The sequence below is a fragment of the Rhodanobacter sp. OR92 genome, assembly GCF_000427545.1.
Lineage (GTDB): Bacteria > Pseudomonadota > Gammaproteobacteria > Xanthomonadales > Rhodanobacteraceae > Rhodanobacter > Rhodanobacter denitrificans.
The window spans coordinates 341,662-358,142 of the sequence record NZ_ATYF01000012.1; the positions used below are offsets into that span (position 1 = coordinate 341,662).

General features: G+C 68.2%; 16 protein-coding genes and 1 tRNA gene. 4 read left to right on the forward strand and 13 right to left on the reverse strand.

Features of this window, described 5'->3' with window-relative positions; all coding sequences use genetic code 11:
• Window positions 1-61 precede the first annotated feature (61 nt).
• The 5 genes from queA to RHOOR92_RS0106940 all read right to left on the reverse strand — a co-directional run bounded on the left by queA (window position 62) and on the right by RHOOR92_RS0106940 (window position 4,834).
• Complete coding sequence (queA, locus tag RHOOR92_RS0106920) at window positions 62-1,093, reverse strand: tRNA preQ1(34) S-adenosylmethionine ribosyltransferase-isomerase QueA (RefSeq protein ID WP_027489927.1); 1,032 nt, start codon at window positions 1,091-1,093, stop codon at window positions 62-64.
• Window positions 1,094-1,158: 65 nt separating this feature from the next.
• Window positions 1,159-1,761 (reverse strand): response regulator transcription factor, encoded by a 603-nt coding sequence (locus RHOOR92_RS0106925; protein ID WP_015447121.1) that lies wholly within the window; start codon window positions 1,759-1,761, stop codon window positions 1,159-1,161.
• 75 nt (window positions 1,762-1,836) lie between these two features.
• Window positions 1,837-3,066: a sensor histidine kinase gene (locus tag RHOOR92_RS0106930; protein WP_007512091.1), complete on the reverse strand. Its 1,230-nt coding sequence runs from the start codon at window positions 3,064-3,066 to the stop codon at window positions 1,837-1,839.
• Window positions 3,067-3,111: 45 nt separating this feature from the next.
• The gene (locus RHOOR92_RS0106935; RefSeq protein WP_027485165.1) at window positions 3,112-3,903 is read right to left on the reverse strand and encodes an ABC transporter permease; all 792 of its coding nucleotides are present in this window, start codon (window positions 3,901-3,903) and stop codon (window positions 3,112-3,114) included.
• Window position 3,904: 1 nt separating this feature from the next.
• The gene (locus RHOOR92_RS0106940; protein WP_027489928.1) at window positions 3,905-4,834 is read right to left on the reverse strand and encodes an ABC transporter ATP-binding protein; all 930 of its coding nucleotides are present in this window, start codon (window positions 4,832-4,834) and stop codon (window positions 3,905-3,907) included.
• 288 nt (window positions 4,835-5,122) lie between these two features.
• Here RHOOR92_RS0106940 and RHOOR92_RS0106945 point away from each other — a divergent pair, with 288 nt between their 5' ends.
• From RHOOR92_RS0106945 to upp, 3 genes are all read left to right on the forward strand, one after another.
• Window positions 5,123-6,619: an aminotransferase class III-fold pyridoxal phosphate-dependent enzyme gene (locus tag RHOOR92_RS0106945; protein ID WP_027489929.1), complete on the forward strand. Its 1,497-nt coding sequence runs from the start codon at window positions 5,123-5,125 to the stop codon at window positions 6,617-6,619.
• A gap of 154 nt (window positions 6,620-6,773) precedes the next feature.
• Window positions 6,774-7,166 carry a PsiF family protein gene (locus RHOOR92_RS0106950; protein ID WP_007512083.1) on the forward strand — a complete coding sequence of 131 codons (393 nt, stop codon included), beginning with the start codon at window positions 6,774-6,776 and terminating at the stop codon, window positions 7,164-7,166.
• Between the two features lie 123 nt (window positions 7,167-7,289).
• On the forward strand, window positions 7,290-7,934 hold the full coding sequence (gene upp / locus RHOOR92_RS0106955; RefSeq protein ID WP_027489930.1) for a uracil phosphoribosyltransferase: 645 nt from the start codon (window positions 7,290-7,292) through the stop codon (window positions 7,932-7,934).
• A gap of 37 nt (window positions 7,935-7,971) precedes the next feature.
• On the opposite strand, the gene pip is transcribed toward upp, so the two are convergent.
• Window positions 7,972-8,931, reverse strand: a complete 960-nt coding sequence (gene pip / locus RHOOR92_RS0106960; protein WP_027489931.1) for a prolyl aminopeptidase — start codon at window positions 8,929-8,931, stop codon at window positions 7,972-7,974.
• A gap of 61 nt (window positions 8,932-8,992) precedes the next feature.
• A complete protein-coding gene (locus RHOOR92_RS0106965) occupies window positions 8,993-10,384 on the reverse strand; it encodes an FAD-binding oxidoreductase (protein ID WP_027489932.1) in 1,392 nt (463 codons plus the stop codon).
• A 115-nt stretch (window positions 10,385-10,499) separates the two neighbouring features.
• Between RHOOR92_RS0106965 and serA the strand changes: the two genes are divergently transcribed.
• Window positions 10,500-11,732, forward strand: coding sequence for a phosphoglycerate dehydrogenase (gene serA / locus RHOOR92_RS0106970; RefSeq protein ID WP_027489933.1), 1,233 nt, complete (start codon window positions 10,500-10,502; stop codon window positions 11,730-11,732).
• Between the two features lie 127 nt (window positions 11,733-11,859).
• Here serA and RHOOR92_RS0106975 read toward each other — a convergent pair.
• From RHOOR92_RS0106975 to rplT, 6 genes are all read right to left on the reverse strand, one after another.
• Window positions 11,860-11,936 (reverse strand) — tRNA-Pro (locus tag RHOOR92_RS0106975).
• A gap of 51 nt (window positions 11,937-11,987) precedes the next feature.
• Window positions 11,988-12,344, reverse strand: a complete 357-nt coding sequence (locus tag RHOOR92_RS0106980; protein WP_007512073.1) for a MerR family transcriptional regulator — start codon at window positions 12,342-12,344, stop codon at window positions 11,988-11,990.
• Window positions 12,325-12,624, reverse strand: a complete 300-nt coding sequence (gene ihfA, locus RHOOR92_RS0106985; RefSeq protein WP_007512071.1) for an integration host factor subunit alpha — start codon at window positions 12,622-12,624, stop codon at window positions 12,325-12,327. The genes RHOOR92_RS0106980 and ihfA overlap by 20 nt, the downstream gene beginning before the upstream one ends.
• Before the next feature lies 1 nt (window position 12,625).
• A complete protein-coding gene (gene pheT, locus RHOOR92_RS0106990) occupies window positions 12,626-15,004 on the reverse strand; it encodes a phenylalanine--tRNA ligase subunit beta (RefSeq protein WP_027489934.1) in 2,379 nt (792 codons plus the stop codon).
• A 22-nt stretch (window positions 15,005-15,026) separates the two neighbouring features.
• Window positions 15,027-16,022 carry a phenylalanine--tRNA ligase subunit alpha gene (gene pheS / locus RHOOR92_RS0106995; protein WP_007512067.1) on the reverse strand — a complete coding sequence of 332 codons (996 nt, stop codon included), beginning with the start codon at window positions 16,020-16,022 and terminating at the stop codon, window positions 15,027-15,029.
• A 97-nt stretch (window positions 16,023-16,119) separates the two neighbouring features.
• Window positions 16,120-16,479, reverse strand: a complete 360-nt coding sequence (gene rplT / locus RHOOR92_RS0107000) for a 50S ribosomal protein L20 (RefSeq protein WP_007512065.1) — start codon at window positions 16,477-16,479, stop codon at window positions 16,120-16,122.
• Window positions 16,480-16,481 lie beyond the last annotated feature (2 nt).

Genomic DNA, 16,481 nt, shown 5'->3' on the forward strand with positions numbered 1-16,481 from the left:
TCGCCACATCGTGTGTGCAGGAGCCCGCTTGCGGGCTCCTGTGGCAACGCGAAGGTGTCGCTCAGGCGCCGTGCGGCAGGATCAGCATGGCGTCGCCATAGGAGAAGAAGCGGTAGCGCTGCTCGACCGCGTGGCGGTAGCTGTCCAGGATGAACTCGCGTCCGGCCAGCGCCGACACCAGCATCAAGAGCGTCGACTGTGGCAGGTGGAAATTGGTGATCAGGCCGTCGATGCTGCTGAAGCGGTAGCCGGGAAAGATGAAGATCTGCGTCTCGCCGGCGAACGGGTGCAGCTCGCCGTCCCTGCTGGCGCTTTCCAGCGCGCGCACCACGGTGGTGCCGACCGCGATCACCCGCCCGCCGTTCGCGCGGGTGCGGCGGATCTGCCCGATCAGGTGCGCGCCGACGTTGAGCCACTCGCGGTGCATGTGGTGGTCCTTCAGGTCATCCACGCGCACCGGCTGGAACGTGCCGGCGCCGACATGCAGGGTGACGTAGCCGAACTCGACGCCGCGCTCGCGCAGCCTGGCCAGGATCGCCTCGTCGAAGTGCAGGCCGGCGGTAGGCGCCGCCACCGCGCCGGGCTCGCGTGCGAACACGGTCTGGTAGCGCTCCATGTCGCTGGCGTCGGCGTGCCGTTCGATGTACGGCGGCAACGGCATCTCGCCCAGCTTCAGCAGCAGTTTCTCCAGCGGTTCGGGCGCCTCGAAACGCAACCGGAAGAAACTCTCGTCGCGTCCCAGCACCAGCGCGTGGCTGCCGTCGGCCAGCTCGATCCGCGCGCCTTCCTTCGGCTTCTTGCTGACCCCGAGCTGCACCACCGCCTCGTGCGCGCCGGTGACCCGCTCGATCAGGATCTCCACCGCACCGCCGGTGTCCTTGCGCCCGTACAGCCGCGCCGGCAGCACGCGGGTGTCGTTGAACACCAGCAGGTCGCCGGGGCGCAGGAAGTCGGGCAGCTCGCGGAACAGGCGGTCCTGCCGCGACTGCGCCGGCACATCCAGCAGCAGCATCCGGCTGGACGAACGCTCCGGCAACGGTGCCTGCGCGATCAGCTCCGGCGGCAGTTCAAAATCGAAATCGGACTTCTTCAAGGGGTATGAACCGGCACACGTAAGCGGGACATTATCCTGCAGCGCGCCGGTTCTTGCGCGGCGGCCTATAGCCAGCCTTTCTGCCGCGCCAGCCGATAGGCCTCGATGCGGTTGGCCACGCCGAGTTTGCCGATCGCCTCGGACAGGTAATTGCGCACGGTGCCGTGCGACAGGTTCAGCTGCGCGGCGATGTCGCCCGCCGACTGTCCTTCGCCGGCCAGGCGCAACACCTGGCGCTCGCGGTCGTTCAGCGGATCAGCTTCGGACCATGCCTCCAGCGCCAGCTGCGGGTCGATCGCGCGGCCGCCGCGATGCACGGTGCGCAAGGCCTCGGCGAGGTTCTCGGCGGGGGCGTCCTTCAGCAGGTAGCCGGACACGCCGGCATCCAGCGCGCGACGCAGGAAGCCGGGGCGCGCGAAGGTGGTGACGATGACCACCTTGATCGGCAGTTCATGGCGCTGGATGCGCTGGGCCAGTTCCAGCCCGGTCAGCCCGGGCATCTCGATGTCGGTGACCAGCACATCAGGCTTGAGTCGCTGCAGCTCGCGCCACGCGGCCTCGCCGTCGGCGGCCGAGCCGAGCACCTCGATGTCGCTTTCCAGGTTCAGCAGTGCGGACAGTGCACCGCGCACCATCGCCTGGTCCTCGGCCAGCAGCACGCGGATCATGCGATGACTCTCCGGTGTTCGCGGGGGTAAAGGATGGGCGTCATGGTCTGTGCGGGCATGGAAACACGGGTGGACTCATGCGACGGGCCGATCCGTAACCGGCTGCGTCAGCGGCCCGGCCATCGACGGATCCGGCGCCGATCGCGACGACTCGACCAGGCGCACGATCGGCAGCGGCACCACCACCCGCAGGCGCGAGCCCTGCCCACGCGGCGACTCGAACGCGAGCGTGCCGCCGAGCGCGCGCACGCGCTCGCGCATGCCGCTCAGGCCGTTGCCGTCGCTCTCGATGCCGCCGCGGCCGTTGTCGCTGATCCGCAGGCAGACGCTGTTCCGCTCGCGCGCCAGCTCGATCCGCGCCTGACTGGCATCGGCATGGCGCGCGATGTTGGTCACCGCCTCGCGCAACACCAGCGACAGGCCACGCTCGATCTCGCCCGGCAGGTCCGCGGGCAGTTCGCCGTAATCCAGGTGCACCCGCGAGGACTCCAGCAGCAGCCGCGCCGAAGCCAGCTCGGCGGCGAGGTCGGTGGCGCGGATGCCGGTGACGGCGCAGCGCACTTCGGCCAGGGCGTGACGGGCAACCTTCTCCGCCTCTTCGACCTCGCGCCTGGCGGCATCGACATCGCGATCGAACAGCTTGCGCGACAGCTCCAGCTTCAGCGTGATCAGCGACAGCGTGTGCCCCAGCAGGTCGTGCAGGTCGCGCCCGATCCGCTCGCGCTCCGCGGTGGCGGCGAGCCGGCGCACCTCGTCGTGGGAGAGGCTGAGCGCGGCGTCCTTCTCCTGGTGGATCTGCTCGACCGTGACGATGGTGCAGATGACGAACACCGTGACCGGCATGATCACCAGCAGCGCCTGCGGATAGCCGATCCACCAGGCCAGCGCCACATAGACCACGTTGAGCAGCACCACCTGGATCACGTAACTGCGGAAGTGTCGCAGCTCGCAATGGCTGAGCATCACACAGGCGTACACGAAATAACTGAGCCCGCTGGGGTACCAGCGCAGCAGGCCGAAACACAGCACCGCCATGCCCCACGCATACCGATGCGCCGTTCGCCGCGAAGCCAGCCGCAACCTGGCGAACAGCAGCAGGAACAGCGGATACGAGCCCAGCGTGCACAGCAGCCAGGTCGAGGTGTAGCCGCGCAGGCCATGGTCGAACAGCGGCGTGATGAAGATCCACAGCGACCACAGCAGGTGCACGCTGTCGGCCCACGGCGACTTGCCGCGACGCAGGTCGTCGGCCACCGCGGAATCGGGCGCCGGCACGAACCATCGGGCAATGAAGGCGGGGATCATGGCGTGGCTCGTCGCTGAGGGGCCGGGGCTGCGGAGCATGCTACTTCAACCGTGCCGGCGCAGGCGCCGCGCCGCCATCAGAAGAAATACCGCGACAAAGCCGACGAGCACCAGCACATGGCCCAGCCGTGGGCCCTTGTTCATACCCACTGCCGCCATCGCCAGCATGTCCAGCTGATAGCTCGGCCATACCGGCGCGATTTGCTGCAGGAACTTTGGCAGCATCGGCAGCGGCATCCACAGGCCGGACAGGAACGACATCGGCAGGTAGACCAGCTGCAGCATGCCGGGCGCGCCCTGGCCCTTGATCAGCGTGCCGACGAACATGCCCAGCGCGCAGAACGGCAACACGCCGAACACGCCGGTGAGCAGCAAGGCGCCGGCCTGGGTCAGGCTCAAGCTCACGTGGCCCAGGGTCAGCGCCATCGTCAGCAGCAACAGGATCACCACGCCCGCGGCGGCCATCGCCATCAGCATCTTGCCCAGCAGATAGGCACCGGGCGGCATCGGCAGTGCGCGTTTGAACGTCAGCAGACCGCCGTCGCGCTCCAGCGCCAGCGACACGCCGAAACCGAACAGGCCCGGGCTCATCACGCCGAACACGCCGTAGCTGGCCAGCAGGTAGCGCGCCGCATCGGCGCCGTTCGATTTCGCCATCAGCACGCCGAACAGCAGGTAGAACATGCCCGGGAACAGCATGATCGGCAGCATGAAGCCGGGCGCGCGCAGGTAGCGCAGGCATTCGCTGCGCGCCTCTTCCAGATAGGCGCCGAGCACCCGGCGGCGCGGCATGTCGATGGCGGGTGCTGATGCGGTGACGGAAATGGCGGTTTGCATGTCAGGCGGCCTCGCGCTGGTCGGTATCCGCGGACTCGTCGGCGTCGCGGGTGAGTTCGGTGAAAGCCTCGGCCAGGCCGGCGCGCTGCACTTCCAGCTCGCGCAGTAGCGGGTCGGCGTCGAGCAGGCGGCGTACCACGGCCTCGGCCTCGGCGGTGGCGATGTGCAGGCGTTCGCGGTCCCGGCGCACCTCGCTGACCTCGGGCCAGTCGCGCACTGCCTCGACCGACAGCGTACTGAGGCAACGCACGCGCCTCAGCGCCACCCGCGCACGCAAGGCCTCGACGGTACCCTCGTGGAGCATCCTTCCGCGCGACATCACGCAGACGCGGTCGGCCAGCGCCTCGGCCTCTTCCAGGTAATGTGTGGTCAGCAGCACCGAACAACCCTCGGCCACCAGTCGGCGGATCGCTGCCCACAGCTGCTGCCGCGCCTCGATGTCCATGCCCACGGTGGGTTCGTCCAGGAACAGCAGTTCGGGCCGGCCGCACAGCGCCAGCGCGAACTGGACGCGCCGCTGCTGGCCGCCGGAGAGTTTCGCGTAGGGCCGCCTGAGCAGATCGGCGACGCCGGCCAGCTCGGCCGACTCCTGCAAGCTGCGCGGGTCCGGGTAGTAGCTGGCGGTCAACCGCAGCAGTTCGCCCACCCGCAGGGTCGGCGGCAGCTCGGCGTTCTGCAGCATCACGCCGATCCGCCGGCGCGCCTCGATCCGCTGCGGCTCCTGGCCGAACAGCTCGGCCGTACCGGCATCGGCACGGATCAGCCCCAGCAACAAGGCGATCGCCGTGGTCTTGCCGGCGCCGTTGGGACCGAGCAGCGCCAGCAGTTCGCCGCGGCGCAATTGCAGGTCCGCGCCATCCAGCGCGGTGAGCCGGCCGTAGCGCTTGATGGCGCCGTCGAGGCGGGCGACGGGGTCGTGGAAATGCGGCATGGGAGTCCTCCGGTTGCGGTGCATCCTGCGCGCGGCCAGCCGCGGCCGGCAGTCGCCGGCGTCAACCATCCGCCATGACAGCCGTCACCCGCGGCAGGGCACGGGGTTACGGCCACCGCCGCCGCAAGGTATCCTGTGAGGGATAAAGGCACGCCGGATGCGCTCGCCCGGCGCCGCGGAACGCCTGAAGACACTGGGGAAGCACCGGATTTCGCGCTTCCCGCCACGTATTCACCACCCGCCATCCGGCACGGCCTGCCGCTACGGCGGAGCTACGGAGGATTCATCATGGGTGTGATCGACCAGCTGCGCGAACTGCGCGAATTCGGCGGCAAGCCGCGGACCACCGGCCTGGACGACGCCAGCATCGAGCGCATGGCGGCGAACGACCCCCTGCTGGGCCAGGCCATCGCCGAGGCGGTGGCGCGCCATCGCGAACTGCGTACCGAGCTGGCGGATTTCCTCAAGCTCGACGAGGCCGAGCAGCTTGCCCGGGCGCAGGCCGGCTTCGTCAACTTCTACCCGGACGACGCGATCAACCCGTACCTGCCGGCGGCCGCCCGCGGCCCGTGGATCGTCACCCTGAAGGGCGCGGTGGTGCACGACAACGGCGGCTACGGCATGCTCGGCTTCGGCCACAACGACCCGGCGATCCTGGCCGCGCTGGCCCGCCCGCAGGTGATGGCGAACGTGATGTCGCCCAGCGTGGCGCAGCTGCGCTTCACCGCGGCGCTGAACAAGGAACTGGGCCGCAGCCGCGGCGGCAGCCCGTACAAGCGCTACCTGTGCCTGAACTCCGGCTCCGAGTCGGTCTCGCTGGCCTGCCGCATCGCCGACGTCAACGCCAAGGCGATGACCGACGCCGGAGGGCGCTACGCCGGCCGCGCGATCAAGCGCCTGGCGGTCAAGGGGGCGTTCCACGGCCGCACCGAGGCGCCGGCGCTATATTCCGACTCCAGCCGCAAGACCTACCAGCAGAACCTCGCCAGCTACCGCCACGAGGACACCCTGATCACCGTGGCCCCCTACGACGTGGCGCAGCTGGAAGCGGCGTTCGCCGACGCCGACCGGCACGGCTGGTTCATCGAGGCGATGTTCCTGGAGCCGGTGATGGGCGAAGGCGACCCCGGCCGCGCGGTGACGCCGGAGTTCTACCAGGCCGCGCGCGCGTTGACCGAATCGCACGGTACCCTGCTGCTGGTCGACTCGATCCAGGCCGGCCTGCGCGCGCACGGCGTGCTGTCGTTCGTGGACTACCCCGGCTTCGAGGGCCTGCCGCCGCCGGACATGGAAACCTTCTCCAAGGCGCTCAACGCCGGCCAGTATCCGCTGTCGGTGCTGGCCGTCGGCGAACGCGCCGCCGGGCTGTACCGCAAGGGCATCTACGGCAACACCATGACCGCCAACCCGCGCGCGCTGGATGTGGCGCTGGCCACGCTGGGCGAGCTCAGCGACCAGGTGCGCAGCAACATCCGCGAGCGCGGCAAGGAGTTCGTCGACAAGCTCAACGCGCTGAAAAACGAGCTGGGCGGCCTGATCACCAAGGTGCAGGGCACCGGCCTGCTGTTCTCCTGCGAACTGGCCCCGGAGTACAAGTGCTACGGCGCCGGTTCCACCGAGGAATACCTGCGCGAGCACGGCGTCGGGGTGATCCATGGCGGCACCAATTCGCTGCGCTTCACCCCGCACTTCAACGTCACCAGCGCCGAGGTCGACCTGATCGTGTCCCATGTGCGCAAGGCACTACTGGAAGGGCCGCGCAAGGCCAAGGCCGAAGCGGCCTGACCGACGGTTTGGCCCACACCGGCGGCGGCGGCGCACGACATGCCGCCGCAGCTGAATACTTCATGCACGTAAGATCTTGCCGACTCCCGTGAGGGCTGGCCCCTGCCTAGACTGACCCGGCCGGCAACTGCCGGTCACCCAGGGAGGACTCACGATGTCACTGTCACTACGTCTGCTCGCCTTCAGCGCCTGCTTCGCCTTCGCCGGCCTCGCCTTCGCTGCCACCCCGGCCACCACTCCCGCCACCGCCCCGGCGGCCAAGCCGCATACCGCCCAGCAGCAGCGAATGATCGACTGCAACAAGCAGGCGACCGGCAAGAAAGGTGCCGAACGCAAGGCCTTCATGAGCTCCTGCCTGAAGGGCCAGAGCACCGCCGCAGCCGCTGCTCCTGCCGCTGCCGCACCCTCGGCGACGCCTGCGGCCCATGAGACCCAGCAGGAGAGAATGAAGTCCTGCAATGCCGACGCCAAGACCAAGGCGCTCAAGGGCGCCGAGCGCAAGGCGTTCATGAGCAGCTGTCTCAAGGGCGCCGCCGGCACTCCGTAATACCGCCGGCTCCTGTCGCGCCTCCGGCCCCGCCGGCGTTCGCATGTCCATGCGTGCGCCGGCGGGGCCGCTTCGTTAAGCTCCCCGACTGTCACGCCCCCGATGCCCGGAAGACAGCCGCCCATGAAGATCGTCGAAGTCCGCCATCCGCTGATCCAGCACAAGCTCGGCCTGATGCGGCGTGCCGGCATCAGCAGCAAGGAGTTCCGCGAGCTGGCTTCCGAGGTTGCCGCGCTGCTTACCTACGAGGCCACCAAGGACCTGGAAACCGTCGAGGAAGAGATCCAGGGTTGGGCCGGCCCGCTGCAGGTGCACCGGATCAAGGGCAGGAAGATCACCATCGTGCCGATCCTGCGCGCCGGCCTGGGCATGCTGCCCGGCGTGCTCGACCTGATTCCCGCGGCCAAGGTCAGCGTGGTCGGCCTGCAGCGCGACGAGCAGACGCTGAAGCCGACCACCTATTACGAGAAGCTCACCGGCCGCATGGACGAGCGCATCGCGCTGATCGTCGACCCGATGCTGGCCACCGCCGGTACCCTGGTCGCCACCGTCGACATGCTCAAGGCGGCCGGCTGCAAGCGCATCAAGGGGCTGTTCCTGGTCGCCGCGCCGGAAGGCCTCAAGCGCGTCCAGGCAGCGCATCCGGACATCGAGATCTACACCGCCGCGATCGACCAGCGACTGAACGAACGCGGCTACATCCTGCCCGGCCTCGGCGACGCCGGCGACAAGATCTTTGGCACCAAGCAGCTACCGGCGAACAGTTGACCGATACCAGCCGCGAAGGAGCCCGTCGCGGCTCGCCTCACCGGCCGAAACGGTCGGTCGCCTCCACCAGCGCGTGCACATTGCCCGGCTCGAACGCCGAGTGGCCGGCGTCCTGCACGATGTGCAGCTCGGCCTCGGGCCAGGCGCGATGCAGGTCCCACGCGCTGCGCAACGGGCAGACCACGTCGTAGCGGCCCTGCACGATCACCGCCGGGATGCGGCGGATGCGCTCGACGTTGCGCAGCAGCTGGTCGTCGTGTTCGAAGAAGCCGCCGTTGACGAAGTAGTGGCACTCGATGCGCGCGAACGCCAGCGCGAACTCGTCCTCGCCGCTGGACTCGATGTGCGACTTGTCCTGCCACAGGAAGCTGGTGGCGCCCTCCCACACCGACCAGGCCCGCGCCGCGTCGATACGCGTCTTCGCATCGGTGCTGGTCAGGCGGCGGTGGTAGGCGCTGATCAGGTCACCGCGTTCGACCTCGGGGATCGCCGCGAGATAAGTCTCCCAGGCATCCGGATACAGTGCGTCGCAGCCGTTCTGGTAGAACCACTCCAGCTCCGACCGGCGCAGCATGAAGATGCCGCGCAACACCAGTTCGCTGACCTTGTCCGGATGGGTCTGCGCATACGCCAGTGCCAGCGTGGAGCCCCACGAGCCACCGAACACCTGCCAGCGATCGATGCCCAGATGCTCGCGCACGCGCTCGATATCGGCGACCAGGTCCCAGGTGGTGTTGTCGGTCAGCTCCGCATTCGGGGTGGACTTGCCGCAGCCGCGCTGGTCGAACAGCACGATGCGGTACACCGCCGGATCGAAGAAGCGCCGACACTTCGCATTGGTGCCACCGCCCGGACCGCCATGCAGGAACACCACCGGCTTGCCGTGCGGGTTGCCGCTCTGCTCGTAGTACAGCGTGTGCAGCGCCGAGACCGGCAGGAAGCCGCTGTCGAACGGCTCGATGTCGGGATACAGCGAACGCAGCGGCGACGACGGCATGACGGCTCCTGAATGTCAACGACAAGCCGTCAAGCCTAGCATGGGCGCGGCTTCCCGGCCCTCAATCCGCTGCGAACAGCTTGCCCGGATTGAGGATGCCGTTGGGATCGAACACTTGGCGCACGCCGCGCATCAGCGCGATTTCCGCCGCGCTGCGGGTGCTTTCCAGATAGGCCCGCTTGACCAGGCCGATGCCGTGTTCGGCCGAGATGCTGCCGCCATGGCGCTGCAGCGTTGCCGCCAGCAGCGTGGTGACGTGCTCGCACTGCGCGATGAACGCATCCTCCGCCAGGCCGTCCGGGCGCAACACGTTGATGTGCAGGTTGCCATCGCCGATATGGCCGAACCAGACCACTTCGGCCTGCGGATACTCGCGCGCCAGCAGCGCCTGCATCTCGTGCAGGAACGCCGGCACCGCGCTGACCCGCACCGAGACATCGTTCTTGTACGGCCGCCGCGGCGCCAGGCTCTCGGTGATGCCTTCGCGCAGCCGCCACAATGCGGCGGCCTGCGCCTCGCTCTGTGCGATCACGCCGTCGCCGATCCAGCCTTCCGCCATGCCCTGTTCGAACGCAGCGAGCGCAGCCTCCTGCTGTCGCTCGTCGGCCGCATCGAACTCGGCCACCACGTAGTACGGGTAGTCGCCGTCGATGGCGCGTTGCGCGCCATGCGCCAGCACGTGCCGCAAAGCATGGTCGGTGAAGAACTCGAACGCCTGCAGCGCCAGCCGCGCACGGAACAGTGCGAACACCTGCATCAGCGCATCCATGTCCGGCAGCGCCAGCAGCATCACCTGCGACGGCGGCGGCGGATCGGTCAGCTTCAGCGTGGCTTCGACCACGATGCCCAGCGTCCCCTCCGAGCCGATCAGCAACTGGCGGAAGTCGTAGCCGCTGGAGTTCTTCACCAGGCCGCGGTTGAGATCCAGCAATTCGCCGTTGCCGGCCACCACTTTCAGTCCGGCGATCCATTCGCGCGTGTTGCCGTAGCGGATCACCCGGATGCCGCCGGCGTTGGTGGCGATGTTGCCGCCGATCGAGCAGGAGCCGCGCGCGGCGAAATCCACCGGGTAGAGCAGGCCGTGTTCGCGCGCGGCGTCGTGCACGTGCTGCAGGACCATTCCCGGCTGCACGGTGAGCGTGCGGTCGACCGCGTTGAAATCCAGCAGCCGGTTCATCCGCTGCAGGCTCAGCACCAGCTCGCCGTTGGCCGCCACCGCGCCGCCGGACAGGCCGGTGCGCCCGCCTGACGGCACGATCGCCACGCGCAGCTCGTTCGCCCAGCGCACGATCGCCTGCACCTCCTCTGCGCCGGCCGGCAGCGCGATCGCCAGTGGCGCCGGTGTCCAGCGACGGGTCCAGTCGCGACCGTAATGCTCCAGTTCGGCGGCCGTCGCGAGCAGGCGCAGTGCCGGCAAGCGGCGGGACAGTTCGGCGAGGCGTGGGTCGGACATGCTTCGGCTCCAGGGGCATTTCCGCAGCCTGCCAGCCGCTTCGCTCCGCGTCCAGTGCTGCAGTGCCGCAAATCTGGCATAGTGGCCGACAACTCCACTCGACCCGGGACGACGCATGCAGACCTCCTACCCCCGCCAGGACATCAAGGTATTGCTGCTGGAGGGCGTCAGTGCCAGTGCGGTCGACAACTTTCGCCGCGCCGGCTACAGCCAGGTCGAGCTGCATGCGAAGTCGTTGCCGGAAAACGAGCTGAAGGCGCGCATCGCCGACGCGCACATCGTCGGTATCCGCTCGCGCACCCAGCTCACCGCCGAGGTGCTGGCGCAGGCCAAGCGGCTGATCGCGGTGGGCTGCTTCTGCATCGGCACCAACCAGGTGGACCTGGCCGCCGCGCGCAGGCTCGGCGTGCCGGTGTTCAACGCGCCTTATTCCAACACCCGCAGCGTGGCCGAGCTGGTGATCGCCGAGGCGATCATGCTGCTGCGCGGCATCCCGCAGAAGAACGCGCAGTGCCATCGCGGCGGCTGGGCCAAGTCGGCCAGCGGCAGCTACGAGACGCGCGACAAGGTGCTCGGCATCGTCGGCTACGGCCACATCGGCACCCAGGTCGGCGTGCTGGCCGAGAGCCTGGGCATGCGGGTGATCTTCCACGACATCGAGACCAAGCTGGCGCTCGGCAATGCGCGCGCCGTGTCCAGTCTGGACGAATTGCTGGAACGCGCCGACGTGGTCACCCTGCACGTGCCGGAGACCCCCGCCACCCGGCTGATGATCCGCCGCGAGCAACTGGCGAAGATGCGCGCCGGCGCGATGCTGATCAACGCTTCGCGCGGCAGCGTGGTGGACATCGACGCGCTGGCCGCGGTGCTGCGCGCAGGCCATCTGGCCGGTGCCGCGGTCGACGTGTTCCCGACCGAGCCCAAGGGCAACGACGACCCCTTCGTCTCGCCGCTGATCGGCCTGGACAACGTGATCCTGACCCCGCACATCGGCGGCAGCACGCTGGAGGCGCAGGACAACATCGGCATCGAGGTGGCCAGCAAGCTGGTCCGCTACAGCGACAACGGCTCCACCCTGTCGGCGGTGAACTTTCCCGAAGTGGCCCTGCCCGAACACCCGCACAGCCGCCGCCTGCTGCACATCCACCGCAACGTGCCGGGCACGCTGTCGCGCATCAACGAACTGTTCTCGGCCGGCAACATCAACATCGACGCGCAGTTCCTGCAGACCGACAGCGAGGTGGGCTACGTGGTGATCGACGTCAGCGCCGACGAGGCCCAGGCCAGCGAGCTGAAGGCGAAGCTGGCGGCGATCCCGGGCACGCTGCGCAGCCGCGTGTTGTATTGAGGCCCGGCATCGGGAATCGGAAGAGCCGAAGCGGCGATTCCACCTGCTTTTCCGGTTCCCCTGCCCACCCCCATTTGCGACATGAAAAAAGCGCCCATCGGGCGCTTTTTTCATGTCCAGGCCGAATTGGTCGGGGCGGCCGGATTCGAACCGACGACCCTCTGCCCCCCAGGCAGATGCGCTACCAGGCTGCGCTACGCCCCGACTACGGCAAGCTGGCAAGTCTAACAGCTTGTGCGGCGCGTCCGGAAGCCTTCAGCGACGCAGCAGGGTCAGCACTTCTTCCAGTTCCATCCGCACCTGGCGCACGATCTGGTGCGAGATGCTCGCTTCCATTCGCGCCTGCGGACCTTCCAGACGCGCACGCGCGCCGGTGATGGTGAAGCCCTCGTCGTACAGCAGCGAGCGGATCTGGCGGATCATCAGCACGTCGTGGCGCTGGTAGTAGCGGCGGTTGCCGCGGCGCTTGACCGGATTGAGCGCAGGGAACTCCTGCTCCCAGTAGCGCAGTACGTGAGGCTTCACACCGCACAACTCGCTGACCTCACCAATGGTGAAGTAGCGCTTGGCCGGGATGGCAGGCAGTTCGGTGTTATTCCCTTGGTCCAGCATAGCCCTCGACTCTTACCTTGAGTTTCTGTCCAGGCCGAAACGTCACCACGCGCCGGGCGGAGATCGGAATCTCCTCGCCGGTCTTCGGATTGCGTCCGGGCCGCTGGTTCTTCAGTCGCAGGTCGAAATTGCCGAAGCCGGACAGCTTCACCTGTTCGCCGTTTTCCAGGGCTCCGCGAACCACCTCGAAGTAGGCGTCCACGAACTCCTTCGCCTCACGCTTGTTGAGGCCCACGTCGAGGAAAAGCCGCTCGGCCATTTCCGCCTTGGTCAGCGCCATCTCACCCTCGCAGCTTTGCCTTGCATGATTGCTCCAACGCAGCTATCGCATCACGTACGCAACGGTCCGCGTCGTCGTCGGTAAGCGTGCGTGAAGCGTCCTGCAAAATCAAGCCCATAGCGAGACTTTTTCGGCCTGCTTCGACTCCCTTGCCGCGGTAACGGTCAAACAGGCGCAATTCCCTCAGCCGTTCGCCCAGCGTGCCGCGAACCACCTGCTCGATTTGTGACCAACGGACCGCTTCGGGCAGGTCCACCGCGATGTCGCGGCGCACGGCCGGGAACCGGGGTACCGCCTGCGCCCGGGGCAGGCGACGGGTCAGCAGCGGCTCCAGCGCCAGCTCCAGCACGTGCACGTCCGGGCCCAGATCGAGCGCCTTGGCCAATTGCGGGTGCAATGCGCCCAGGTAGCCCACGGTGAGGCCATCCCGCGCCACCCGGGCGCCGCGCCCCGGGTGCAGCCAGCCCGGCAGGTCATCGGCATGCACCGACCAGCGCCGGGGCTCGCCGCCCCAGGCGATCAGTGCGTCCAGGTCGCCCTTGAGATCGAAGAAATCCGGCACCCGCGACGGCTCGCCCCACTGCTCGGCACGGGCAGCGCCACAGGCCACGATGGCCAGGCTCGGGGTTTCCACCGGCGGGTTGCCCTCAGCAAATACCCGCGCAACCTCGAACAGCCGCACCCGCTCTTGCTGGCGCGCGCGATTGTGGCGCAGCGCCTCGACCAGCCCCGGCAACAGCGAGGGTCGCATCACCGCCAGGTCGGCCGACAACGGATTGGCCAGCGGCACCAGGTGCTCGGTGAAACCCCAGCCTGCCAGCAACTCGGCTGCCACGAACGACAGATTCACTGCCTCGTAGTAGCCGCGCGCAGCCAGCTGTTCGCGCAGCGCCAGCTCGCCGATGCGCGCCTCCGGCTCGATCGCCAGGGTCAGCGCGCCGGCCGGCGTCGCGGTGGGGATGTTGTCATAGCCGAAGATGCGCGCGACCTCCTCGATCAGGTCCTCCTCGCGCTCGATGTCGAAACGGCTGCTCGGCGCGGTAACCCGCCAGCCGTCGGCGGTCGTTGCCACCTGCATGCCCAGCGCGGTGAAGATGCGCGCCACCTCGGCCTCGGCCACGTCCACGCCCAGCACCCGCTGCAGGCGCACGCGGCGCAAGGCGACCGGAGCCGGCATCGGCAGATCGGCCGGGTTCTCTGCCGCCAGCACCGGGCCGGCTTGGCCGCCGGCGATCGCCAGCAGCAGCTCACTGGCGCGCTCCAGGGCGCGGCGCGGCAGCTCGGGGTCGACGCCGCGCTCGAAGCGGTGCGAGGCATCGGTGTGCAGGCCCAGCTTGCGTGCGCGGCCCATGATCGCGGCCGGCGCGAAGTGCGCGGATTCCAGGAAAACGTTGCGCGTGGCGTCGCTGACGCGCGAGTCGTGGCCGCCCATCACGCCAGCCACGGCCAGCGCCTTCTTCTCGTCGGCGATCAGCACGAAGCTCTCGTCCAGCTTCGCCTCGTTGCCGTCGAGCAGCTTCAGCGTTTCGCCAGCGTGCGCGTGGCGCACGATGATGTCGCCTTCCAGCGTGTCGTTGTCGAACGCGTGCAGCGGCTGACCCAGCTCCAGCATCACGTAGTTGGTGACGTCGACCACCGCGCTGATCGGGCGCAGACCGGCGCGACGCAGGCGCTCGGCCAGCCACAGCGGCGAGCGCGCCGCCGGGTCCACGCCTTCGATGATGCGACCGAGGTAGCGCGGCGCGTCCTTGCCTGCCTCCAGGCGGATGCCGCGACGCGCGTTGCTGGTCACGGGCACCATCGCCGATGCCGGCAGCCTCACCGTGCTGCCGAACAGCGCGGCCACGTCGTGGGCCAGGCCGACCAGGCCCAGGCAATCGGGGCGGTTCGGCGTCAGCTTCAATTCGAAGCTGGCGTCGGGCAGGCCGAGGTAGCCGGCCAGCGGCTGGCCGACTGGCGCATCCGTCGGCAACTCCAGCAAGCCGGAGGCGTCGGTGTCGATGCCCAGCTCCTTCGCCGAGCACAGCATGCCGAACGACTCCACGCCGCGCAGCCTGGCCGCCTTGATGCGGATGCCGCCAGGCAAGGTGGCGCCGATGGTGGCCAGCGGCACGTTGATGCCGACTCGCGCATTCGGCGCGCCGCAGACGATCTGCAGCGGCTCGCCCTGCCCCGCGTCAACCTTGCATACCTGCAGGCGGTCGGCTTCGGGATGCTTCTCGGCGGCGACGATCCTGGCCACCACCACGCCAGCCAGGCCGTCACCCAGCGGGGTGAGTTCTTCCACTTCCAGCCCGGCCATGGTCAACGCATGGGCCAGCTCGGCGCGGTCGGCCTGGATCTCGACCAGCTCGCGCAGCCAGTTCTCGGAAAATTTCATGCTCGTGGATTCCCGGATGCGATCAGGCAAACTGCCTGAGGAAACGCAGGTCGTTCTCGAAGAACGCGCGCAGGTCGGACACGCCGTAGCGCAGCATCGCGAAGCGTTCGACACCGAGGCCGAAGGCGAAACCGGTGTAGCGTTCCGGGTCGATGCCGCAGTTCTTCAGCACGTTCGGATGGACCATGCCGCAGCCCAGTACTTCGAGCCAGCGCGTCGAACCATCTTCGGCATCCCAGCGGATGTCCACTTCGGCCGAAGGTTCGGTGAACGGGAAGTAGCTGGGGCGGAAGCGCATCTCGAAGTCGCGCTCGAAGAACGCGCGGATGAACTCGGCCAGCGTGCCTTTCAGGTCGGCGAAGCTGGAGGTCTCGTCGACCAGCAGGCCTTCGATCTGGTGGAACATCGGCGAGTGGGTCTGGTCCGAATCGCTGCGGTAGACCTTGCCCGGCGCGATGATGCGGATCGGCGGCTGGCGCCCGGCCATGCTGCGGATCTGCACCGGTGACGTATGCGTGCGCAGCAGGCGACCGTCACCGAAGTAGAAGGTGTCGTGCATGGCGCGCGCCGGATGGTGCGGCGGGAAGTTCAGCGCCTCGAAGTTGTGCCAGTCGTCCTCGATCTCCGGGCCATCGGCACGCTGGTAGCCGAGCCGCGCGAAGATCGATGCGATGCGTTCCAGCGCACGGGTGACCGGGTGGATGCCGCCGCGCTCGCCGTCGCGGCCGGGCAGCGAGATGTCGATGGATTCGGACGCGAGCCGGCGATCCAGCTCGGCCTGCTCCAGCAACTGCTTGCGCACCGCCAGCGCGTCGGCAAGGCAGTCCTTCACCTTGTTCACCTCGGCGCCGCGCGCCTTGCGCTCCTCCGGCGCCAGTGCACCCAGCGTCTTCAGTGCAGCGGTGACGACGCCGCTCTTGCCCAGCAGTGCGACGCGCAGCGCGTCGAGCGCCTCCAGCGTGTCGGCCTTGTCGATATCGGCCAGCGCCTGCGCGGCCTGGCGTTCCAAATCATCCATCGGTGCAATCCCGGTTCGGACGTCCAAAAACGAAAACGGGGAGGAGGCGTGTGGCCTCCTCCCCGCTTGATTCGCATTCTATCGTCGCAAGCGACGATCAAGCAGCCAGGGCAGCCTTCGCCTTGTCAGCAATGGCCCCAAACGCCTTGATGTCGTGCACGGCGATATCAGCGAGAACCTTGCGGTCGACCGTGATGCCGGCCTTGGAGAGGCCATTGATCAGGCGGCTGTAGGACAGGCCGAACATGCGCGCAGCAGCGTTGATGCGCACGATCCACAGTGCACGGAACTGGCGCTTGCGCTGCTTGCGGCCGATGTACGCGTACTGGCCGGCCTTGACCACGGCCTGGTTGGCAACGCGGAAGACCTTGCGGCGGGCATTGTAATAGCCCTTGGCGCGGCCGATGATTTTCTTGTGACGACGACGTGCGGTGACACCACGCTTTACACGAGCCATGG